19 protein-coding genes are annotated in these 21,381 nt (G+C 55.0%); 10 read left to right on the top strand and 9 right to left on the bottom strand.

Features of this window, described 5'->3' with window-relative positions:
- The first annotated feature begins 25 nt into the window (after positions 1–25).
- The 4 genes from AADB16_RS04960 to AADB16_RS04945 all read left to right on the top strand — a co-directional run bounded on the left by AADB16_RS04960 (position 26) and on the right by AADB16_RS04945 (position 3,965).
- On the top strand, positions 26–1,780 hold the full coding sequence (locus AADB16_RS04960; protein WP_410801770.1) for a hypothetical protein: 1,755 nt from the start codon (positions 26–28) through the stop codon (positions 1,778–1,780).
- A complete protein-coding gene (locus AADB16_RS04955; protein WP_309043822.1) occupies positions 1,777–2,544 on the top strand; it encodes a DUF3726 domain-containing protein in 768 nt (255 codons plus the stop codon). Before AADB16_RS04960 ends, AADB16_RS04955 begins: the two co-directional genes overlap by 4 nt.
- A 10-nt stretch (positions 2,545–2,554) precedes the next feature.
- Positions 2,555–2,932, top strand: coding sequence for a RidA family protein (locus AADB16_RS04950; RefSeq protein WP_410801769.1), 378 nt, complete (start codon positions 2,555–2,557; stop codon positions 2,930–2,932).
- Positions 2,933–3,077: 145 nt separating this feature from the next.
- On the top strand, positions 3,078–3,965 hold the full coding sequence (locus AADB16_RS04945) for a chemotaxis protein (protein WP_410801767.1): 888 nt from the start codon (positions 3,078–3,080) through the stop codon (positions 3,963–3,965).
- A 13-nt stretch (positions 3,966–3,978) separates the two neighbouring features.
- On the opposite strand, the gene AADB16_RS04940 is transcribed toward AADB16_RS04945, so the two are convergent.
- On the bottom strand, positions 3,979–5,967 hold the full coding sequence (locus AADB16_RS04940; protein WP_410803584.1) for a hypothetical protein: 1,989 nt from the start codon (positions 5,965–5,967) through the stop codon (positions 3,979–3,981).
- A 129-nt stretch (positions 5,968–6,096) separates the two neighbouring features.
- Complete coding sequence (mqo, locus tag AADB16_RS04935; RefSeq protein WP_410801765.1) at positions 6,097–7,581, bottom strand: malate dehydrogenase (quinone); 1,485 nt, start codon at positions 7,579–7,581, stop codon at positions 6,097–6,099.
- A 438-nt stretch (positions 7,582–8,019) separates the two neighbouring features.
- On the opposite strand from mqo, the gene AADB16_RS04930 reads away from it, so the two are divergent.
- The 3 genes from AADB16_RS04930 to AADB16_RS04920 all read left to right on the top strand — a co-directional run bounded on the left by AADB16_RS04930 (position 8,020) and on the right by AADB16_RS04920 (position 10,724).
- Positions 8,020–9,003 (top strand): calcium/sodium antiporter, encoded by a 984-nt coding sequence (locus tag AADB16_RS04930; protein WP_410801763.1) that lies wholly within the window; start codon positions 8,020–8,022, stop codon positions 9,001–9,003.
- A 107-nt stretch (positions 9,004–9,110) separates the two neighbouring features.
- Positions 9,111–10,337, top strand: a complete 1,227-nt coding sequence (locus tag AADB16_RS04925) for a sulfite oxidase (protein ID WP_309043827.1) — start codon at positions 9,111–9,113, stop codon at positions 10,335–10,337.
- Between the two features lie 66 nt (positions 10,338–10,403).
- Positions 10,404–10,724, top strand: coding sequence for a c-type cytochrome (locus tag AADB16_RS04920; protein ID WP_410801761.1), 321 nt, complete (start codon positions 10,404–10,406; stop codon positions 10,722–10,724).
- 35 nt (positions 10,725–10,759) lie between these two features.
- On the opposite strand, the gene msrB is transcribed toward AADB16_RS04920, so the two are convergent.
- The 3 genes from msrB to AADB16_RS04905 all read right to left on the bottom strand — a co-directional run bounded on the left by msrB (position 10,760) and on the right by AADB16_RS04905 (position 13,308).
- Complete coding sequence (msrB, locus tag AADB16_RS04915) at positions 10,760–11,185, bottom strand: peptide-methionine (R)-S-oxide reductase MsrB (RefSeq protein ID WP_309043829.1); 426 nt, start codon at positions 11,183–11,185, stop codon at positions 10,760–10,762.
- 11 nt (positions 11,186–11,196) lie between these two features.
- A complete protein-coding gene (gene msrA / locus AADB16_RS04910; RefSeq protein ID WP_410801759.1) occupies positions 11,197–11,847 on the bottom strand; it encodes a peptide-methionine (S)-S-oxide reductase MsrA in 651 nt (216 codons plus the stop codon).
- 81 nt (positions 11,848–11,928) lie between these two features.
- The gene (locus tag AADB16_RS04905) at positions 11,929–13,308 is read right to left on the bottom strand and encodes a class II fumarate hydratase (protein WP_410801758.1); all 1,380 of its coding nucleotides are present in this window, start codon (positions 13,306–13,308) and stop codon (positions 11,929–11,931) included.
- Positions 13,309–13,537: 229 nt separating this feature from the next.
- Here AADB16_RS04905 and AADB16_RS04900 point away from each other — a divergent pair, with 229 nt between their 5' ends.
- Genes AADB16_RS04900 through AADB16_RS04890 form a run of 3 tightly spaced genes read left to right on the top strand, consistent with a single transcriptional unit; the run spans position 13,538 to position 17,030 of the window.
- Entirely contained in the window at positions 13,538–15,028 is a 1,491-nt protein-coding gene (locus AADB16_RS04900) for a response regulator (protein WP_410801756.1), read from the top strand.
- Positions 15,028–15,675, top strand: a complete 648-nt coding sequence (locus AADB16_RS04895; RefSeq protein ID WP_410801754.1) for a LuxR C-terminal-related transcriptional regulator — start codon at positions 15,028–15,030, stop codon at positions 15,673–15,675. The genes AADB16_RS04900 and AADB16_RS04895 overlap by 1 nt, the downstream gene beginning before the upstream one ends.
- Positions 15,672–17,030, top strand: a complete 1,359-nt coding sequence (locus AADB16_RS04890; protein WP_410801752.1) for a sensor histidine kinase — start codon at positions 15,672–15,674, stop codon at positions 17,028–17,030. The genes AADB16_RS04895 and AADB16_RS04890 overlap by 4 nt, the downstream gene beginning before the upstream one ends.
- On the opposite strand, the gene AADB16_RS04885 is transcribed toward AADB16_RS04890, so the two are convergent.
- Genes AADB16_RS04885 through AADB16_RS04870 form a run of 4 tightly spaced genes read right to left on the bottom strand, consistent with a single transcriptional unit; the run spans position 17,027 to position 21,245 of the window.
- Positions 17,027–18,151 carry an OprO/OprP family phosphate-selective porin gene (locus tag AADB16_RS04885; RefSeq protein ID WP_410801750.1) on the bottom strand — a complete coding sequence of 375 codons (1,125 nt, stop codon included), beginning with the start codon at positions 18,149–18,151 and terminating at the stop codon, positions 17,027–17,029. The genes AADB16_RS04890 and AADB16_RS04885 overlap by 4 nt on opposite strands.
- A complete protein-coding gene (locus AADB16_RS04880; RefSeq protein ID WP_410801748.1) occupies positions 18,141–18,725 on the bottom strand; it encodes a DUF4956 domain-containing protein in 585 nt (194 codons plus the stop codon). The genes AADB16_RS04885 and AADB16_RS04880 overlap by 11 nt, the downstream gene beginning before the upstream one ends.
- On the bottom strand, positions 18,709–19,461 hold the full coding sequence (locus AADB16_RS04875; protein WP_410801746.1) for a polyphosphate polymerase domain-containing protein: 753 nt from the start codon (positions 19,459–19,461) through the stop codon (positions 18,709–18,711). The genes AADB16_RS04880 and AADB16_RS04875 overlap by 17 nt, the downstream gene beginning before the upstream one ends.
- Positions 19,462–19,463: 2 nt before the next feature.
- Positions 19,464–21,245, bottom strand: coding sequence for a CotH kinase family protein (locus AADB16_RS04870; RefSeq protein ID WP_410801744.1), 1,782 nt, complete (start codon positions 21,243–21,245; stop codon positions 19,464–19,466).
- Positions 21,246–21,381 lie beyond the last annotated feature (136 nt).

Below are 21,381 nucleotides of genomic sequence, written 5' to 3'. Positions count from 1 at the left end.
TGCCTGTAAGGGCAAGGGTGAGATCATGATTTCAGCAACCTCAGCATCAGCACCACAAGACAACCTACGCCCTGCAAGCGAGGTTATGAAGCTGGAGCGTCTAGGCAGCATGTTTGCCAGCAGGCTCAGCTTTGTACGATCACTGATGCGAAAAATGATCGCTGAAAGTTGGCAGATTACCAATACGGTGTTTGACCTGGACTCAAAGGGCCACGGCCTGGCGATCTACCGCATCACAACACCGGGTAACTACTACGAGTGTGTGATTTTTTCCAGGGATCTGGAGCCAGAACAACGGTCCGACCGGGTAATAGCGGAAGCATGGGATGTCACCTTTGCCCTGGTTGAAGGCGAAGCAGAAAGCTCGCTGCTGGAACAAATGGCGGCCAACGTGCCCTTGCAGGAAGCCGGCCGCCAGCACCCGAGGGTACTCGTGCTCTCACGGGCCAACAAAAGCCTGCGCAATTTCAGCCAGTTTTTAGCGGCTCTTGCGGCGGGCAAACAACCCGATCCCGCCTGGCTAACAGCTGTGGGTTACCTCTACAGAACCACAGCGGTTTATGGCAACGGTAAATTTGGCATTGCCGACTTTGCGCGGCTTGAACGCAATCCGGATTTCAATCGTCCATTTGCGGCCCAGATGCTGGCCGTTTACGTACTTCGGCAGTTCTCAATCGAGCAGCTGAATCATCTGGCAAAGGTACAGTCACCCGATCAGGCCGTGCCTTTGCACCCGGCGCTGCAACGCTATTTGGGCATTGGCAACTCCACGGGGCTTGGTATGGCTCCGTTTCTTATCAATCACCCGCAACTGATTCAACAGTGGGTTTACGGTAGGGAGCGCGCCTTGGCTTTTGCCCGCGCAGAGCCTGCAAATGAACAAACCCACAAAGCGCTTCGTTCCTTGATGGCTCGCGCTCTGAAACACTTGCAGCAGACCATCACTGAAGATGAAGAACAGACCCTGCGCAATCGGGAAACAGCCAAGTCAGTCATCGAAGTCATTGAGTGGCTCGACCGTACCCAAGCGCACGAAGGGCTTTATGAAGAGCTTATAAGTTGGGCAGGGAAACACTGCTCACTTGAGGCTCAGGAACTCATCAACACCATGCTGATAGAGCTGTACCCGGAATTGGTTGAGCCCATTGATGACGAACTGGGATGCCAGGAATCCATGGATCTGAAGCCAGACATGAAAGCCAGGAAGCTGCGCGATCTGATTCACGAGAAATTTGATTGGGCTCTGAGTTACCGCGAGGACTGCCCTGATGATAACTACTGGTTCTGGTATCGCTCCGTCGAAAAAGAAGAACCCAGGTTAGGCATTCGCGGAACGGAGTCTGGCGCCGAGAAGGAACTGGCCCTCGCGGTTGGCCCACGGATTAGCCGCTGCCTTACAAAGCTCGATGAGTTTCTGGAGAACAATCCGAATGCCATTGTGGTGGAGTTCCTTATGGCCAATCCGGGGCAGAAGGAATGCGTGCGCCGCATTCAGACCATCGGAGATACACCTTACGGTGAGATTCGGGCAAACCTCTGGCACAGAGGCATGAAACCCATGCACCTGTTAAGAACTAAACTGTCGTTTTTTGGCGCCAGCCGGTTTGATCCAAAGTCTGACCGCTGGGTACGCATTACATTGTTTCAGGGAGCGCCACTGCCCCGTGAACTGAACGATCCGAATCTTTCGTTGCACCAACTGGATGACTGGGGTTTTCCTCTGGAACCTGGCCTCGAAGGTATAGAGAACGGCCAGAAAGCCCGAGGTGACAAACTATGAAAGTGTCATACAACGAGCTCCATGGGCTCTCCCGAAAAGCGTTCATTGGCATTGGCTTTGACGACGGCGACGCCAGCGATGCGGCTGACATGGTGGCCTGGATGGAAGCCCATGGCCTTAATGGCTTGGCGGCTCTGGGGAAAGGGCTGGATTTTCTGCTTAACGAAGATAAATCCCAGCCACCCAAATTGATTTATCAGGATGCGGATTTATGCGTTGTAGATGCCCAGAACAAGACGATTCTGGGCCACGCCAGCCTGGCAATTGAACTGGGCTATGCAAAATGCCGAGCCAGAGGCCTCTCGGTTACGAAAATTCGCCACTGCCATAACCGAATGCTGATTGTGGGATACCTTTCCCGCATCGCCCGCCGTGACATGAGTGTTACCGCATTCTGGCGCAACTCTCACGAGCCGTTGACGGAAATTCTCGTGAGCTTTAAATCAGGCGAGGCAGAGCCGGAGATATGCATGTACGGCTTGCCCGCCACGCCAGACGATACCGAGCCCAACGATGGCATAACACTGGTGATGGTGAACCACGTAGACCTTCTGCCAAACCTTAAGCCAGAAGCGCCGGCAAATGATCTGATTTTGCAAAATCGCGCTGCGATGCTGGACTGGCATGAACGATCACTCGTTGATGGCATCGAAGTAGACACTGCGCTTTGGGAGCGACTCAAAGTACTGGCAACGAACATGCTGGTGGAAGCTTCCGACGATTCACGTCAGGGCGCAGGCGCCGGAACAACCGATAACGACTAAGGAGTCACTGATGAACCCATATCCGGTTAAAACAGACTTACCTGCTTCCACGTCCCCTCTGGCTTGGGCAACCGTGGGCAATGGCATGCTGTTTACGGCACAGATTCCCATTGATGCAGAAGGAAAGGTTGTGGATGGCGGTATCGAGCCTCAGATTATCCAGACCCTGGCCAATCTGAAGCACACACTGGAAAGCGCGGGGAGCCGTGTATCCGACCTGACCCAGGTTGTTATATACGTAACAGACAGGGAACACCTTGCCACCGTGAACCGGGTGTACGCCGACTTCGTATCTGAGCCCTACCCAAATCGGGCGGCTATTATTGTGTCGGGCTTTGCACGGGAAGAAATGCTTGTAGAAATTCTCGCATATGCGGTTGTACCTTAAGCCGCGAACGCTCAGGGCCATCAAAGCCCTGACTTTTCAGGTGATAACAGCTTGTAAGCTTGCTATCGTTACCCGTATCGAATTTGATCTGCCCTCGATATCACTTTAGCTATATGAGAGGGCTATTTTCAAGGATCCGGGTGTTATGTCCAGTAAAGCCAAACAATCCCAGAAGTTGCTGTTATTCAGTCTATCCGGCACGCGGCTATTCGGGATTGGCACATTGAAAATCCGCGAAATACTGCCCTTCAAACCGCTCACCCGAATGCCTCACAGCCACCCTGCTGTTGTTGGGGCCACCAGTTTCCGAGGCGCGACCGTACCGGTAATTGATATGGCGGCGGCAATTGGCTATCCGGCGTTAACTGCAGACGAGCAAAAAACGGCGACCATCATTATCACGGACGTTCAGCGGCAGGAAACAGGCTTTCTGGTGCGTGGTGTGCAGAAAATCATCGAAACGGACTGGAAAAAAGTAAAATCGCCACCGTCCATACTGGGCGACAGGGCATTTATAACCGGACTGCTGGATGTGGAAGGCGATATCATTCAGCTGTTGGATGTCGAGTTGCTGCTGGCGAACGTATACCCGGAATCACTGGAAACCCGCGATGTTGCGCTCACTGACGTACAAAGCGAAGCCCTTAAAGCCCTGAACATTCTTTTGGTGGACGACTCCAGGGTTGCTCGCAAGCAGCTGTCTGATGTGCTGGACGCCAAGGGCATCTCCTATCAAGTAACCACCAACGGTGACGATGCGTTGCAAATCCTGCTGAGCGACAACGAGCTCGGGCGACCTATCGACATTCTGGTGAGTGACATCGAGATGCCCGGTCTTGACGGCTACGAGCTGACATTTAACGTGCGGGACAGGGCAACTCTGAAACAGCCGTTCATCATTCTGCACACATCGCTGAACAGTGAAATGAGCCTGAGCTACGCCAACCAGGTAGGCGCTAACGAGGCCTTAACCAAGTTTGATGCAGACGAATTGCTACACGCCATGCTCCGGGGTTGCCAGCCTCGGCAATAGCAAAAAAGCCGGTCTATTCCGTTTGAGGTGGTTCAGCCTGAAGATAATTGACCGGCACCCGGCCTTCACCCCAACTGCGATAGACCCGCGCCATTACCCGCTGCAGTTCTTCTTCACCGACATCCGCCGGCTCGCCCCGCTCAAGCGGATCAAAGTGAAATATGTATAGCCGGGAGGTAAACTGTTCGAAGGGCAGAGACGCCTCACCAAACCGCTCCCCCATGCCTTCTGTGCTCACGTGTACATCATCCCCCCAGCTCTGGCCACTGTCGTTATTGGGGTTATAAAAATACACCCGCATCTCGCCTTCCGGATCCAGCGCTACCCTCAGAATCGTGATCGCGTGCCAGCCGATGAAACGCGCGGCCCTGTCGGTTACTGCAATTCCTACAGGTTGCGGGTGTATCAGGGGCTGGTTGCCGTTGTAGTAGGGGTGGTAACTGGCATAAAAGTGCCGGATAAACCCCTCAAGATCGTGAAGGTTACCGGTCGCCACATCCACATTGATGGCAAACCCTCGCCCGGCAGACCAGCCGTGGAATTCCGGGTTCACCCAGCGGTGCGGGTCGCCTTCGCGCCCTAAGCACATGCGGCCCATTTCACCGTATATCCGGTCAAGATGCGGCACCACTACCAATGAGACTGGATCCAGGTCCAGAGTGACTTCCGAAGCGACACCGCCAAGACTCTGTGCTGAAGAAACCGGTTGTCCTTCAAAATGCATGACCACTTCGTTGTCTCTGGCCGCCCAGGCAACCATCTGCAAGAGATAGTCAGGGTCGTTGTAGGCCCACATGGAGAGAGCCCGGGCAGACTGACAGGTTGGGTTATTCCCCTGCCCTACGCCCAAAGGTTGCCCCAGCATATTAAGCACACCCTGGATCAACCAGGCACCTGCCTGGGGTTGATAGCCGTATGCAAGCTGCAAGCGTTCACGGGCATGCGGGCAGAGGTTCAATCGAGCTTGACGCCAGAGTGCGGGCGCCACTGGTGGCTGGTAAAGAATGCCCCGCTCCAGCATCAGTGCAAGGCCATACAAGCCCTGCGCTGTCTCGGGGAAAACACCCTCGGTGATAAGGGCGCACACCAGTTCCCGATAGCACATCAGGCAATCGCGGCCGGTACTTGAGAGCCCCAGAGCTTCGCTGAGCAGGTAATCCTGCCCCTCCAGTATGTAGCGCACAAAGCAGGCATGGTAGGGCGATACCAGGCCGGTATCGTGCATAGAGCGGGCAAACCCGGTGGCTTCGTTCTGTAACGTTGGGCCATCCATGGATTCCAGCCGCTGCTGGTACACCACAATACCCGGGTCTTCGCTGCACGCCCGGGTTGGCCCATACAAGCTGGAAATCAACCGGTCCGCACCACGCCCCGCACTGCCAAGATCAACATTCGGCTCAGCCCGGCAAATGGCAATCTGGGTGATCATCTTGCGCACTTCACCCACCTGAATCGGGCGCTGCTGCAGAATGCGCCAAATCTCTTCAATCAGACTGTCTATAACGTGCTCGTAGCCAAGATGCTCGGCTACGTGCTGCACAACGTGCTGACTGATAAGTGCCAGTTTGCCTTGCTCGCGCTCTGCCTCGCCGGCCATACCGAACAGCAGGCCAAGGTTGATTGCCAGAACTTGCGTCAAATAATGGTGTGCCTGCTCAGCAGACACCAGGGGGTGCACATACGCGCCACGAACTACCGCCAGCAAACGAAGTTCACTAAGCGCTTCGATAATCACCGTATCTGCGTTCGGACTTTGTAACGAATGGGTGGTTAATGAGGGGAGCAAGGTGGCGGGCTCTGCCCAGTCCGAGCCTGTAAATACACCGGCTTTTTCCAGGCGTTCCGCACGCGCTTCAACGAACGCGCAGCCTTCCGGCTGCACGAGTATCTGGCGTACAAGGTCGAACACAAGCGGGAGCTCGCCAAATTTGGCTAAACCCTCGCTTTCGTCCATGGCACGGACAGCGTCATCCAGCTTGTGCGCCAAATCATGCAGATCCATTGCGGGGGCTGCATGGTTCGATGGGTGATCGTTCAAACGATGTTCCTCGAGGTTTGCACCAAACCTCTTAGATATTAGTGCATCGCCCGATTATACATAGATATCCCGATCGTCCGGATGTTTCAGCGATTATCCGTTCAGCTTCAAGGTAGAGAGTGTTCTTTCTCGCACCTTCGCCAGCAACGCCCCATCATTCACCAACGACTGACCGTAGGAAGGCACCATCACCTTCATACGCTCCTGCCATTCAGGCGTCTGAATGCTCTTCGGGAAGCAGCGCTCAATAACGCTGATCATTGCGTTTGCGGCTGTAGACGCACCCGGAGATGCTCCAAGAAGGGCCGCCAGGGTACCGTCTTTCGAGGCCACGATTTCAGTCCCGAACTCCAGTTTTCCGCCGCCGCCTTCCGCCTGCTTGATTATCTGCACGCGCTGTCCAGCATTGCGCAACTCCCAGTTTTCTTCCTCAGCTTCGGGGAAGAAGTTACGGAGCGCTTCTACCCGATCGCTGTGAGACTGAAACACCTCACCAATCAAATAACGGGTCAGATCCATGTTGCTCTTACTCACCGACAACATGGGTTTGAGGTTGCTGGTGCGCACCGAGCCAAACAGATCGAAGATAGAGCCCTGTTTGAGGAAACGGGTAGTAAAGCCGGCAAACGGGCCAAACAGCAGCGCTGGTTCGCCATTGATAATACGAGTATCCAGATGCGGTACCGACATGGGCGGCGCACCAATGGGTGCCTTACCGTACACCTTGGCATGGTGCTGTTTTACAACATCAGGCTTGCGGCATACCAACCACTGGCCACTAACCGGGAAACCACCATAGCCTCGGGCTTCTGCAATTCCGGATTTCTGCAGCAGCGGCAGTGCGCCACCGCCGGCACCCAGGAATACAAACCCGGTTTCCAGTTTGGTCAGCTCACCGGTGTGCTGGTTTTTAACTCGAACTTTCCAACGGCCATTGTCGCGCTGGTCTATGTAATGCACAGGACAACCAAGCATCAGTTCGAAGTTAGGCTGGCTTTGCAGGTACTCAACCATGCTGCGGGTAAGCGAGCCAAAATCCACATCAGAGCCATGGCGGATACGCGTTGCGGCAACCCGCTGCATTGGGTCTCTACCTTCAACAACCAGAGGCATCCAGTTTTCCAGCTCGCGCGGGGACTCTGTGTATTCCATTTCGCGGAACAGGTGGTGACCGCTCAGAAGCTCATAACGGCGCTTAAGGAAAGCGACATCTTTTCCGCCCCAAACGAAACTCTGGTGCGGCGTGCGGTTTATGAACTTTGAGGGCTCGGGCAACAGGCCCTGCTCTACGAGATGCGACCAAAGCTGAAGAGAAACCTCGTATTGCGCATTGATCTGAAGCGCACGTTCGATCGTTACATCGCCATCTTCGGTCTCGGGCGTGTAGTTCAGCTCGCAGTATCCTGCGTGCCCGGTTCCTGCGTTGTTCCACCCGTCTGTGCTTTCATGGGCAACGTGGTCTAAACGCTCCAACATGATAATTTTCAGGGACGGATCCAGCTGCCTGAGCATTACGCCGAGAGTGGCGCTCATGACGCCACCCCCGACCAGCACTACGTCTGCCTGTTTAGCGGCCATTGGCTTTTCATCCTAGCTAGTATTGAGCTTTTCACCCCTTCAAGATCAAAGAAGGGATCTAACAGGCGCAGGCAAGTCGCGAGGTATATGGCGCTGCCTTGTGCGTCCGTTTTGAATGAGCGCGTAATTATCCGGGTTTTCGCAAAAATATAAATTGCGATTATTAAGGAACCCGGACCTGTGCGTAAACTGCACATTAGTTTAACGGTTGTTTGCCCTGCATACGAACGGTGGCTTGCGCTGAATCATAGGTAATAATCCTGATGCAGCTCGCAGCATGCCGCTGTGCACCTTTGATCACGCTACTCCATCAGAAAGGGGCTGACCTCAACTGCCTATATGCGGTATCTTGCACACCGTTCTGGTGCTTGTGTCTCCTGTTCCATGGAGGGCTCAAGTGCCTGCTTTTTTCAGATGCAACATGACTGGGGCTTATCTATGGTTATGGCTATTGGCGCTATTATCGCCGGCCTTGTGTTACTGGTCTGGAGTGCAGACAAGTTTGTTGAAGGGGCTGCAGCAGTTGCCAAGCATCTGGGCATGCCCGCGCTGCTTATTGGTATGGTAATCATAGGGTTTGGTACCTCGGCACCCGAGCTGGCCGTATCCGCCATGGCTGCGGCTGATGGCAACCCAGGACTCGCTCTGGGTAATGGTTACGGCTCCAATATCACCAATATTGCATTAATTGTTGGCCTTACGGCCGTGATTGCTCCCATCGCTGTACACTCCCAGGTTATCCGCAAAGAACTTCCCCTGTTGGTGGTTCTCACTCTGATCGCCGGTGCGCAACTACTGGATGGCGAACTCTCACGGTTTGATGGCTGGGTGTTGTTAGGTGTATTTGCGGTAGTAATGGGCTGGTCGATCTTTCAGGGCTTACGAGGCAAAGGCGACACTCTGGCTGGCGAAACCGACGCTCAACTGACCGATGATCTGATGGCGATGAAATCAGCCATCATCTGGTTAATCGTTGGCCTCATCCTTCTTGTTGTCAGTTCGCGCCTGCTGGTTTGGGGCGCTGTTACTATTGCTCAAAGTCTCGGGGTCAGCGATCTGGTGATCGGCCTGACCATCGTAGCAATTGGCACATCTTTGCCGGAATTGGCCTCGGCCCTGGCCGCCGTGCGAAAGAACGAACACGATCTGATTTTGGGAAACATTCTAGGCTCTGGCATCTTCAATACGCTTGCCGTTGTCGGGTTGGCTGCGGTCATTCAGCCGCTGTCAGTAGCCCCCGAAGTGCTTTATCGGGATTGGACTCTGATGTTGGCCCTAACGGTTGGCTTGCTGCTTATGGGCTTCGGTATGACAGGCTGGCGTAAGCTTATCAGCCGCTTCGATGGTTCCATTCTTCTGCTGGTTTACGTTGCCTATACCGGCTACCTGCTCTCTACAGTGGTTGCTGCCAGTACAAGCTGACTGCAACATTTGCTCATTTATTAGCCATCACCTATAACTTATAGGTGATGCCCCCTCACAAGAGCAGTCCCCACCGTCCAACAACAATCCCTAATCGGAGACGGACCATGAAACAGGAAGCAGCTCTACAACCTCCCCTCACCAAATCAGGTCTTGAAAACCCAACCCGCAGAACGCTTCTACTCGGGAGCGCCGGCGCCATGGCCGCCGTAAGCCTGCTTGGTTTCTCCCCCCTCGCCAAGGCAGACGAACCGAAATCACTGCCAGATTACGCAGCCTGGAAAGAGCGCAATGCACTGATAGTACATAGCGCCAACACTATGGAGACCGAGCGTGGCGCTATTGGTAATGGAGTGATTACACCTAGCGACCGCCTGTTTGTTCGCAACAACCTTCCCGCCCCTCCCGCCTCAATCACTGACGACCCGGATGCCTGGGAGGTGCACATCGAGGGTGTCAAAAACCCTCGCACCTTAACGGTGGGTGAGCTGAAAAAAATGGGTGTTACCACTGTCGCGTCAGTGCTTCAGTGTTCCGGTAACGGCCGCGCCTTCTTCCCTCACGGTGCCAGCGGCACTCAATGGTCTGTCGGTGCTGCAGGTTGCGTAATGTGGACGGGAGTGCCTCTGAAGGATGTGGTAGAAGCTTTGGGCGGCCCTGCAGATGGCGCAAAATACATCACCAGCAGCGGCGGGGAATCCCTGCCGGACGGCCTGGATCCTAAAACCATCATTGTTGAGCGTTCGGTGCCCACCAAAGCAATGAACAGTGCGCTTTTAGCATGGGAAATGAACGACGAACCGCTGACCCACACCCACGGCGGCCCACTGCGAATGGTGGTACCGGGCTACTACGGTGTGAATAACGTCAAGTATGTGAAAAATGTCGCCCTTAGCGAAAACCAAACCGATGCCAAGATTCAAGCCTCTGGCTACCGCATTCGGGATGTAGGTGTAAAAGGCGCAGCCGATCAGCCTTCCATGTGGGAGATGAACGTCAAATCCTGGGTAACTTCACCTCTGGAAGATGGGCGCAGCGGGCGGACCATGATCTATGGTGTAGCTTTTGGCGGCACCGTGTCATTGAAAAAAGTGGATGTGTCCGTAGATGGTGGCAAAACCTGGAAGCAAGCACGCTTCCTGGGCCCAGATCTTGGCCCCTATGCCTGGCGCCCCTTCGTAATTGCAGCTGATCTGCCAGCCGGCAAACACCGTGTTGTCAGCAAGGCTAGTGATGTAGATGGCAACACACAACCTGAGGGCCGTACCGAAAACGAACGTGGCTATGGCCACAATGGTTGGAGCGACCACGGGGTTACCGTCACTCTCAGTTAGTTCGCAGCTAATTGCATACGGGCTGCCCGGGATAAACGGTAGCCCGGTTTCTACGGGATTCAATATATGAGAGAACCTGCCGTATTATTGGCCCTGGCATTTATGGGCTTTGCATCGTTGGCGTACGCCGACGAGACTAAAAGAGGAAAGGAGATATTTACTCGGGTGGCGCAGCCGTCCTGCACTATTTGCCACACCTTGGCAGACGCGGGTTCAGCAGGTGCTATCGGGCCAGATCTGGACGACCTGAAACCGTCGCGGGAGCAGGTTATCAATGCGGTTACCAGTGGTGTTGGCGTTATGCCAGCCTTCAATGAGTCATTATCGACAGAACAGATAAAAGCGGTGGCACACTATGTATCCACCGTAACAGGCGGGGGAAAATAGAATCCGAGGCAGGGATTACCCCTGCCTCTTAGTACTCAGGCGTTTTCTTGGAACACCATGGCAATGGAGTTCAGGCAATAGCGTTGCCCGGTTGGAGGTGGACCATCCGGGAATACGTGCCCAAGGTGGCTGTCGCAACGGGGGCAGCGCACTTCCGTGCGAGACATTCCCAGACTTGTATCCTCAATGTAGCGGATGTGTTCCTTATCGAATGGCTGAAAAAAGCTGGGCCAGCCGGTTCCGGAATCAAACTTCGCGTTTGAACTGAACAGCGGAAGATCACACAGCCGGCAGTGATAAACCCCCACCAATTTGTTATCCAGCAAGGTGCCACAAAACGGGTGTTCTGTTCCATGATCCAGCAATACTTGACGCTCTTCCGGTGTCAGGCTCGCGGCTTTCTCTTGAATCTGTGCCTCTGTGAGAGGTGTCAGGTCATAACCTGCAGCAGAACTGCTCATTACCTATCTCCTCAAGCCAGGTTGTCGTTGGAATCGGTGTACTCCGGTTTTAGTCGATCACTGAAACCATCAACCAGCTTTTCCAGTTTAGGGGCGGCTACAGCCATGATGTAAGGCTGGTACGGATTCCTCGCCGCAAAATTCTGATGATGTGCCTCAGCCGGATAAAATGCCTCCAGAGGCTCCAGGGTCGTTACAACAGGATCAGGATACACCCCGGCTTCATCAAGCTGGCGAATGTAGGCTTCCACTACTCGCCTTTGCTCCGGTGTTTCATAAAAAACTGCAGAGCGGTATTGCGTACCTCGGTCGTTACCCTGTCGATTCAGCTGGGTTGGATCATGAGCCACCGAGAAAAACACTCTGAGTATCTCTCCGAAGCTGATCCGGCTGGGGTCGTAGTGCACGCTCACAACTTCTGCGTGCCCAGTGGTGCCAGAGCACACGGCGTCGTAGTTAGCTGTACCTGCCGATCCGCCAGCATAGCCGGACTCAACCCGCGTAACGCCATCCAGTGCCAGAACCACAGCTTCCACACACCAGAAGCAGCCACCGGCAAGAACCACTCGTTGCTCACTGTCTCCAGCTGGCAGATCCTGCTCCGGCTCAGGAAAACGGCTACGGGGTACCGTCAGGCCTGGAATGCTGCAAGATGATGTCATAAGGACCTCTGCTAGGAGTGTACATGTCTTTAGTGTACCGATTGTGGACGCAAATGGATCAGTTTATCAATGATTTTACCATCAATCATCGCCTCCGCCGCGCGTCAGTTTAAGTGGGTCCATAAGCTCTTCCAGGTGCTTTCGATCAAGACCACTTCTCTCCTCGGCTACATCAATAACCGGGCGGCCTGTTTTGTAGGCTTCTTTGGCAATCTCCGACGCCAGGCTATAACCAATCTCCGGATTCAGTGCTGTTACCAGCACCGGGTTGCGGCCAACGCTGGCGTCGAGCGTGCCGGCGTTAGCAGTAAAGCCCCGGATGCTTTTGTCCGCCAGCATGTTCATTGCATTTGTGAGCAAGCCGATCATATCCAGCAAGTTGGCGCCAATAAGTGGCAGCATAACGTTGAGCTGAAAGTTGCCAGACTGCCCTGCAATCGCATTGGCGCTGTCGAGCCCGATCACCTGCGCGCCAACCATGGCTACTGATTCGGGCACCACCGGGTTTACCTTGCCTGGCATAATACTGCTACCCGGCTGCAGGGCTGGAAGGCTGATTTCCGCCAACCCATGAATCGGGCCGCTATTCATCCAGCGTAAATCATTGGCAATCTTGGTGAGCACAATGCCCAGCCCGCGCAATTGGGCGGACAGCGCAACCGGACCATCCACGGCGCTTATACCTACAAACTTGTGTTCCATAGAGCGGAACGAGTATCCGGTGTTGGCCTTGAGGAACTTCACAAACTGCCCCGAAAACTCCGACAAGGCATTCACGCCGGTACCTACGGCAGTGCCGCCCTGAGGTACCGCAAGCAGTTCATTTGCTGCGCCATTCAGGCGCTTTTCCACCGCCAGTAGCTGCTCGCGCCACGTGCGCAACTCCTGCCCGAGTGTAATCGGCATGGCATCCATCAGGTGGGTACGGCCTGTTTTCACCTGTTCACAGAACTGGGCTTCCCGTTCGTAGATAACGCCGCACATGTGCGTGAGTGCGGGAATGAGCCGCTCACGAATCCCTATCACTGAACTCACGTGAATAGCCGTCGGGATCACATCATTAGAGCTCTGGCTCATGTTCACATGATCGTTAGGGTGCACCTCCACGCCATTTCTGCCGGCGATAGCCGCAATCACCTCATTCACATTCATATTGGTACTGGTACCCGAGCCAGTTTGGTAACGGTCAATCGGGAACTGGTCGGCAAATTCTCCACGAATGAGCGCTTGGCATGCGTCGGTAATCGCATCGCAAGGGCTATTGTCGAGAAGCCCCAGGCTGGCATTGGCTTCTGCGGCGGCCTGTTTAACGCGGGCGACCGCCGCAATAAAAGCCGGTGGCATGGGCTGGCCACTAACCGGGAAGTTATCAACGGCACGCTGAGTCTGGGCGCCCCAAAGAGCGTCTGCCGGCACGTGGACATCGCCCAAGCTGTCGGTTTCTGTTCTGTACTCGCTCATCACTCCCTCCTATCCATCCGTTTACGCATCAGGTTATGCATCTGTATGGCACGACCGGGTCAGTGTATCAACTAAAGCTCGGCATATTTTCTCACGATAAAAACGCCGATGCGGTCACATAACCCCGACGACCAGCGGACTCCCTGCACGTTTGTAGGAATTTCCTACAGCAAAGCCTGCTGAGATTGCTAATCTTCTTGTCAGGTGAGATCTCAGGACAGTACCCACGATGGCCATTACGGAAGAACCACACATTTTCCTTCGTTACGACTGCGAAAATGCGCGCAGAACGTTTGAAGACGAACTCGGCAACGACCTGCGCATTGATGCATTTCCAACGGATCAAGCCGCTATCTCGGCCCTGGAACACTGCCCCACGCCACCAAACGCATTGTTCGTTTTAGCAAGCCAGTCGCCGATCCAAGCCAGCCCCCCGCTGCTGGTGCATGCGCGAGATACACACCCCGACCTGTTGAAAATCCTGATCAGCGACACTGTTCCGCTGGATATGCTGGTTTCTTTGCTGGAACAGCGGCTGGTAGATCGCTGCTTTGAACAGCCGGTGGACCCGGACCTCATACGTTCCCACGTTCTGACCTCTGCGCTGGCCAGTAAACCCAGTTTGCAGGGCGTGGTTTCAGTGCCTGCTGCCGAAGCACCGATCGTCCTGATCGTGGATGATGAATCGACGGCCACAAAGTACCTTGCCCGCCAGTTGGAGCGCATGCAGAACGATTTTCGCGTGCTGTGCGCCGACAGTGCCGAGCAGGCCCTGGAAACCATCCGCTCACACAGCGCAACAGTGGCTGTCGTAATGACAGACCAGCGAATGCCGGGCATGCAGGGCAAGGAACTCATTGATGAACTCAAACAATCACACCCGGCAACGATCCGCATCCTCACCTCGGCCTACGGCGAAGTACACGTGGCGCTTGATGCTGTGAACGAGGGGGAGATTTTCCGCTACCAGAAAAAACCCTGGCGCGCGACGGAATTGCTACCCCTTTTTCAAGAGGCCGTATCGCGACACCTGACCTTGGCGTCGGCGAGGGAAAACACACTCTCTCAACTGGAACGCCAATTTTCGGAGCTACGCAGACAGCGCCGTGCACGGCTTCTGGAAAATCTTTCAGGCCCTGTAAATTCCGCCGCTGGCGCACCGGCCATGTCGCTTTTTTTACAGGCGGTGGATGCCATCCCTTGCCTGGCGGCCAACTCATCACACCTGAGAGCTAGCCTGGAAACCAGCCTTGAGAAGGACCTGGTTCAGCAATTTGCTGAACAGGTACAGCAGCAGCTAACACGATTGCAAGTAACAGCCTCTGCCAGCACGAAGCTTGACGAAGCGTCTGTTCTCGCGGCACTGCAAAGCGCCGGGCTGGCCAAAGATGAACGCCACAACGCAACGTCAACACTGTCGGTGCTCTGCCAGACGCTCACAACGCTTTTAGCTGCTTCCGGGCAGGACTGGCGCAATCTGCAATTGAGCCAGCCCTCGGACAATCAACTGGTACTGGCCAGCACAGCTCCGCTGAAGCTCTATGCACACCTGCTAGCACCACTGACCAGGCTATCCCGACCATTACTGGAGCAACAGGTGGCGCTTCTCCTGCTTTTCGTAACCACGCACCAGCTGGGCGGTGAGCTACAAATCAGCGGCGCTGCCCAGTCCTACGAGCTTGTGCTTTCCTTGCCGCTGGCTAAAGCAACGGTGGCCTGATGTCGCAGGGTAACCGCAAGCTAAGACTCTACGTAACCATTGGCCAGCGATTGTTTCGGGACAGCCTGCTGTTCCAGCTCCTGTTGCACAACGAAATTGATCTGGTGGGTGAATCCGAAACCGGAATCGACACCTTGAAAAGCCTGGAATCTGCCCGACCTGGCGTCTTGATTATTGAAGAGAATTTGCCAGACAACGATGGCCTGACCATTGCGGAACATGCACTGAGCGAGCACCCCGCCCTTGCGGTGTTGCTGATTTCAGATACCCCGGTCAGCGCCAACCGGCTGGCAATTTATCTCGAAGCTGGCATCAAGGCGGTTGTATCGAAACATCAGCCCATTCAGGATCTGGTTAAAACCCTGTTCTACATCCGCAACGGGCAAGTATATGTGGGGGCCTGGCAAAAGCCGGACGCGCCATCGCAAGGTATGCTGAATGCCTACAATGCGTTGTCAGGCCGTGAACGAGATGTCGCCCGGTTGATAGCCAGCCGGATTCCCATCAAGGATATCGCCGAACAGTTAGGGGTGTCCTGTAAGACGGTGCACTCCTACAAGGACAGAATTTTCGTCAAGCTCGGGTTCGAGCGCCTGCCAGAACTGATCCTGTTCATGAAACGCCACCACAATGGAACCGCGGCATGACATTGCTCTCCGGCATGGATCAGGTTCGACAGTTGCCAGCACACCAACAGCGACGTTACGAGCGCTTCTATCGCAGCCAGTCCAGGTTCCGGGTGCTGCCACTTTTTGCGGATGTGTCTCTGGGCATCACCTTCATCGGGACTCTCATATTCCTGTCTGGGCTTGCCCTATCGCCCACAGCGCCGGGCATTAACGGTACCCACCTGTTTTACACCGCGGTGCTTGCGGGGCTGATAGCCGTCCACCGTTTTACACGGCTAAGGCGAACCTCGCCTCTGATTGTCTATCTGGTGTTTTTCCACATGGCACTATTTAGCTATCTGGGCTACATCGTAACCGGTGCTTCGCTGCCCCCTATCGTAGGCCTGCTTCTGTTCATAAGCTCCGTAGGGATCATCACCCTGTCCATGGTCCATACCATCATCATACTGGTGGCTAACCTGGGCCTGTTGACGGCGGCTACCGCACTGGCTGTGCCGGCCAGTGAGTTTGGCAGCGCGCTAACAGCAATACTCACCAACTGGCTGGTGTTGATGTGCCTACTCATTGCCCCTGTATCGGCTCACTTTTTTCGCATGTTCTTGCGCAATCTTTTAGCCCTGCAATTCCTGCTCAAAGATCGCAACCGCACACTATCTCGCACCTTGCATGCACTGGAGATAACCGAAGACCGGCTGGCCCAGGAACAGAAACATCAAGCCCTGAGCCATATGGCAAAAGGCCTTCTGCATGAAATCATGAACCCGTTGAACTGCGCCAGCCAGGCCGTGGACTACGCCAGTGCCATCAACCGAGACAGCGACTTGTCAGAAGCACTGGACGACGCAGCGCTGCACCAGAAACGCATCGCTGACATAGTGTCTGATTTGATCGATTTCTCGCGGCCTGAGCCGGATCACAGTATAGAGACAGCCGGTTTGGGCGCTCTCTTTGAAACGGCTCTGCGCTTATGCAAACACCAACTCAGGGGCACGGAGGTGCGCCTTGGCATTCCGGAAAATATGCCCATAGCCTGTTATCCGTCGGCGCTGACCCAGGTTTTTGTAAACCTGTTGCTGAATTCGGCATCCGCATTGGAAAAGGGGCGGGCGTCGCGGCGCATCGACATAACAGCTACGACAAAGGGTGAGAACCTGACTATAGGCATACGGGACAATGGCCATGGCATAGCACCCGAAGACATCAAACGGCTGACAGACCCCTTCTACTCCACCAACAGGACACCGGACAATCTTGGCCTCGGGCTAAGTATCTGCCAGACCATCATGCGCCATCATAACGGCCAGATGGAGATTTGCAGCGAGCCAGGTGAGTGGACGGAAGTTATCCTTACTCTGCCTCAGTCACCACACTAATACCGGAAAAGCACTCTCAGCGTGAACGCATTGCCTGTCGGGTCTGGTGCGAGGATAGTGCCCTCCACCTTTGGTACCAGCCAGTTCAGCCGAAGCTGAAACTGGTTACCCAGATAATAGTTTGCCCCGACCAGCGCAATCGCCGCTCGCGCGCCTAAATCCCGGTCCTGCAAGTCGACCGCACTATAGCGAGCCACCAATTCAACGGCCCCCGCCGGCCCTGGCGAATCGGGGCCCTTGAACTCACCGTGTTTGTATCGGCGGTGGTCATTGGTGAGGAAAAAACCTGCTTGCAGGTAAGCACCGCTAAACCGCCAGCGCTCTCCGTTCTCACGTTCAACCTGCTGCGCCATCGCCTCACTCACCACAGTTAACCGCCCTGACGACCAGGCTGCTTCCAGCCCTCCCACGGCAGTGTGCCGGGCATCAAAGCGCGGACTGCGCAGGATATTGTCAGCACTGAACACCTCGCCTCTATCCTTGACCTGAAACCGAGCGCCATTCAAATCGCGCCAGGATGCGGCGATGCCGAAATGCAGTGTGCGCCGATGATTCTGAACGGGAGCAACGGTGTAGCGGCCCGTCACTGCATGGGTCTGCTCCCCTTCCGGCTCTTTGGTGAACACGCCGAAGACCCAGGTGTTGGCTTTATTCAATTGCCCAATCGCCAGGCCTTGCGAACGGCCTGGCGCAAAGGCCGATGTCACCATCGAGCGCTCACTGGTGCTGATGTTTGTATAACCAGCAAGACGCTCAAGCCCGAACGGCTCTTTGAAGCGGCCCAGCGTTGCCTCAAACCCATTTGCGCCCTGGTATTGCACATAGGCATCACCCAGCTCGGTTTCCTCGCGATCACCCCGAGCCTTATAGCTTCCGTCTATTTCTGCTGCCCAATTGCTCCCCCACTCCATTTCGAGTTCCAGTTTGGCGTTTCGCACGATGCCCCTGGTGGTGTCAGGGTCACCCTCCTCATTATAAAAAGGCCCAAACCGGTCAACTCCGGCGGCGATATACCCACCAAGATCCAGTTCCAGCGGGTCAGCCCTCAACGTTGGTGGCGGAAGCAAAACAACCAACGTCAACCCTGCTATCAGCCAGGTCCGGCGGAGGTCAGCAAGCATTGTGCCCTTCCAGACGAAAATGCATCCGGAGCATAGCGGTATCCCGCAGATAGCTAATGGACACCACATCTACCCGAAACACATCCAGCCCGGTGCGCTCGCGCAAATCTGCAATCAACACTGCCTGCTGTCTGGCGTGCACATTCTCAATTTTTTCGTACTCAACCTCCTTCTCGCCGTGCCTGGGCAGTAACACCCGGGTTTCAAGCAGCCGTGCCAAAAGAATAATCAGCAGGTTCAGCCCCGCCAGTTCGTAGTGCTGCATACTGCCTACGGCTGCCAGCAGCGCCATGGCAATCACCAGAAAGAGATAGGTCATTTCCTTGATGCCCAGCGCTTCCGTTCGATAGCGCAGCATTGAAAACACTGCGAACAGACCGAACGCAAAACCCATGGTCACCGTAACCGAGTGCAGTAGCGAGGTAACAAGGAAAACACCCACCCCAAACAGAATGAAAGAGGCCGCGTTCTCCCTGTGACGAGAAAAGGCGTAATAGCACCGAATCAGAACAAATACTGAAACCGTGTTGATGATAAGCCGGATCACAAAATGGAGATCAACTGCAGATTCCATAAAGACTCCTTAGCAACGGTTTGAAACGATTGGTTTTCAATTGAGACCCATAGAGCAGGCTGGTGCCCACGCAGTATTTGCTGAATGCCACCGGGCGGCAGCCCTGCCTGGCCAGGCTTTGCAGCATGGGGGAGCACCCTGAGTGACGATCATGCTTTACTTCCACAATGGCCACGCCAGGCAGGTCGACAGACAGGGTTCGGTCGGGGGAGTGGAAGGCAAGCTGAGTGTCTATCGTGATCCGCTCAGTGTTCTGGGCGCTAATAAGAGTAGTGCGCTGATAGGAAACAAAAAGAGCCGGCTGCATCCCTGCGGCCGGCAGGCCTGACTGCTCCTTCAGAAACCTCGTGGCTGAACCATCCACGAAGGATTCAAACGTAACCGGCACCCGTGTTTTTACCGTGCGCTGGCGATTGGTTTTCATTTTCACTTCCAGAAACATGATCTTGCCATGGCAATAGTGCCTTAGCCGAACCTTGAGCCGATTGAGCTTGCCGTTGTGGTGGTCGAGAAACAGACGCCGGTCCGGGCTATCAAAATACAAGGTGTCGTAGCCAAAGCGCCGGCACCCATCCATATCCAGTATCGTGTAGGCACCTCGCAGGCCCTGCAGACTCTGCTCCAAAACCCCAGGCCGCACCACAAACTTGGCATCGACCCGGTCCATCAACGCAACCCGCATCTGGTCGGCCAGTCCGTGGCCACAAAAACCTGCCAGGGGATTGAGAACAGCCATATTCATTGCGCATCAGACCCAAACTCAAGTGTGGCATCCAGCGTCAACTCAACATCGCCTGCGCTGGCACCTGTACCAACCTTGATGAAAGTAACCTTGCCCGTTGCCCCAAGAGCCAGGGTGCGCACATCGCCAGGCAGACTCTCATCCACTTCGAACAGCAAGGCATTGGTGGCAAAACCATGAAATTCATGGGAGCCTGGCTCATAGTCTGATGCTTCGATAAACAGTTGCAGCACGTATGGCTTATAGGCATTGCTTGCATCCACACCAATCAGCAACAAGCTAACAACTTCCGGTGAGGACTCAGCGTCCACGGAGTAAACCAGACTATCCACACCGAAGGACGCAAAGGTCAGGCTGGCCGTTACAGGTTGCCCGCTCGGCAGATTGAACTGGAAAGCTCCGCTATCCGTGCCGTTCAACGCAGCCACTCTGCCGGTTAAAGGTGTGGTACCCGGCGCACTGCAATCGGGCCGGGTATCCGCAAGCCGGTATACCGTGCCAGAAGGTGGGTCTTCCGCCAGCGCCTGCTCCAGTGCAACTCTGCGTGGCATGCGATAACTGTCATCGGCAGGCTCACCCTTGCCCGCTATAAATGCTTTGAGGCTGGCCACACTGGCCTCAGAGGTACCCGTCAGGGCCCGGATCTGCTCCAGATCCTGCAGCAATTGACTCTCGTTCCATTGGTTGGCAAGCAAATCCTCCAATTCAGCTTCGTATTGAGCCCGGTATTGCGGAAGATTAAACAGGCGGTCGGCCAGAGAAAAGTTTCTGTACAGCACCCCGGTGCCCGGTTTCAGCGGGTGCTCTCCACGAAAGGCGGTATCTGCACCCCAGGGAATGAAATGGAAGCGTCCGTCAGCCGGGGATCGATAGATATGAAAGTTATTGGCATTGCCTGTAGCAGAGTCCCAGGCGCCGATGAGGGTTTCCACTGCCCAGAAACGGATAAACTCATCCACGTCCACCAGTTGCGGCAGCACATTCATCAGTTGGTCGTCTGGTAGCGCCAGTGCATCGGTAACCGATTGCAAATCACTGCGGTCGTTTTCTGTCTTGTTGGTCTTCTTCTCGAACCTCTGGCTCAGCCAGGTACCAAAATCCGACGTCTGTGCTTCATACTGATTACCTTCATCGTTACCAAAGGCGCGCGCAAGAAATGGCTTTTTGATGGGCTCTACGTTGGTGAAGATGCCCAGATCCTCGCCATTTACCCGAACCCGGGCGTAATTACACCGAGGGGCAGCAATGCCAGCCTGGTGAAACTGCTCATAAGCCAGGCATTGCCGGGCATTGGATGGATCCTGGCGATTGTTGTTAAGGGTCATCCGGGAGCTGTTCTGATACGTCCTTCCATCCCAAAGATCATTGAAATCCAGCTTGAGGGAGGGAATGCTTGGGCTCAGCGAGCCTATATAGCCTTTCTTGCGAACCACCACATCCTTCATAGCAACACCATCGATGGTGACGCTGGCTGCAAACTCGGTGTATTCGTAATCGCTCAGGCATTCCCGTGCTGTACTGGCCAGTGTGCGGCCTTCCGCACGGAGCTGTTCAAACTCGCTGGCGGCCATGGATATATTCACTTCCAGTAACCGGTTCGGCGCGTAAAGATCCCCATCGCCGCCCAGGTTTACTGGCTCTCTCGGTGCCTCGAAACCGGATGGGCTGGACACCTCAGTGTCACCCCCGCATCCGGCAAAAAACAACGCGAACATGGCCACCACCAGGTGCCGGGTCGGTTTACAGCCATTGCCGCGCATACTCGTTCTTGTTTTCATCTGCTTCTCCCTCAGATGTTTGTAATCAATCCGGTATCAGGGCCGGTTAGGAGAAGTATTCCCCGGCGGGAGTGCAGGTGTCTGTAAGAATGTCTTACGTGGGGCGTTTCAGGGCAGGATGGTCAGCGCAACCGAG

The organism is Marinobacter sp. KMM 10035, assembly GCF_046537445.1.
Taxonomy (GTDB): domain Bacteria; phylum Pseudomonadota; class Gammaproteobacteria; order Pseudomonadales; family Oleiphilaceae; genus Marinobacter; species Marinobacter sediminicola.
Note: the sequence above shows the minus strand (reverse complement) of the source record. Positions and strands in the feature narration are given on the sequence as shown.

What these genes read in the sequence shown, in the direction of transcription:
- AADB16_RS04930 (WP_410801763.1), top strand. Translation starts at nt 8,020, where the DNA reads ATGGTTATGGCTATTGGCGCTATTATCGCCGGCCTTGTGTTACTGGTC.
- AADB16_RS04870 (WP_410801744.1), bottom strand. Translation starts at nt 21,245, where the DNA reads ATGAAAACAAGAACGAGTATGCGCGGCAATGGCTGTAAACCGACCCGG.
- msrB (WP_309043829.1), bottom strand. Translation starts at nt 11,185, where the DNA reads ATGAGCAGTTCTGCTGCAGGTTATGACCTGACACCTCTCACAGAGGCA.
- AADB16_RS04880 (WP_410801748.1), bottom strand. Translation starts at nt 18,725, where the DNA reads ATGGAATCTGCAGTTGATCTCCATTTTGTGATCCGGCTTATCATCAAC.
- msrA (WP_410801759.1), bottom strand. Translation starts at nt 11,847, where the DNA reads ATGACATCATCTTGCAGCATTCCAGGCCTGACGGTACCCCGTAGCCGT.
- AADB16_RS04895 (WP_410801754.1), top strand. Translation starts at nt 15,028, where the DNA reads ATGTCGCAGGGTAACCGCAAGCTAAGACTCTACGTAACCATTGGCCAG.
- AADB16_RS04960 (WP_410801770.1), top strand. Translation starts at nt 26, where the DNA reads ATGATTTCAGCAACCTCAGCATCAGCACCACAAGACAACCTACGCCCT.
- AADB16_RS04955 (WP_309043822.1), top strand. Translation starts at nt 1,777, where the DNA reads ATGAAAGTGTCATACAACGAGCTCCATGGGCTCTCCCGAAAAGCGTTC.
- AADB16_RS04890 (WP_410801752.1), top strand. Translation starts at nt 15,672, where the DNA reads ATGACATTGCTCTCCGGCATGGATCAGGTTCGACAGTTGCCAGCACAC.
- AADB16_RS04925 (WP_309043827.1), top strand. Translation starts at nt 9,111, where the DNA reads ATGAAACAGGAAGCAGCTCTACAACCTCCCCTCACCAAATCAGGTCTT.
- AADB16_RS04905 (WP_410801758.1), bottom strand. Translation starts at nt 13,308, where the DNA reads ATGAGCGAGTACAGAACAGAAACCGACAGCTTGGGCGATGTCCACGTG.
- AADB16_RS04950 (WP_410801769.1), top strand. Translation starts at nt 2,555, where the DNA reads ATGAACCCATATCCGGTTAAAACAGACTTACCTGCTTCCACGTCCCCT.
- AADB16_RS04945 (WP_410801767.1), top strand. Translation starts at nt 3,078, where the DNA reads ATGTCCAGTAAAGCCAAACAATCCCAGAAGTTGCTGTTATTCAGTCTA.
- AADB16_RS04875 (WP_410801746.1), bottom strand. Translation starts at nt 19,461, where the DNA reads ATGGCTGTTCTCAATCCCCTGGCAGGTTTTTGTGGCCACGGACTGGCC.
- AADB16_RS04885 (WP_410801750.1), bottom strand. Translation starts at nt 18,151, where the DNA reads ATGCTTGCTGACCTCCGCCGGACCTGGCTGATAGCAGGGTTGACGTTG.
- AADB16_RS04900 (WP_410801756.1), top strand. Translation starts at nt 13,538, where the DNA reads ATGGCCATTACGGAAGAACCACACATTTTCCTTCGTTACGACTGCGAA.
- mqo (WP_410801765.1), bottom strand. Translation starts at nt 7,581, where the DNA reads ATGGCCGCTAAACAGGCAGACGTAGTGCTGGTCGGGGGTGGCGTCATG.
- AADB16_RS04940 (WP_410803584.1), bottom strand. Translation starts at nt 5,967, where the DNA reads ATGGATCTGCATGATTTGGCGCACAAGCTGGATGACGCTGTCCGTGCC.
- AADB16_RS04920 (WP_410801761.1), top strand. Translation starts at nt 10,404, where the DNA reads ATGAGAGAACCTGCCGTATTATTGGCCCTGGCATTTATGGGCTTTGCA.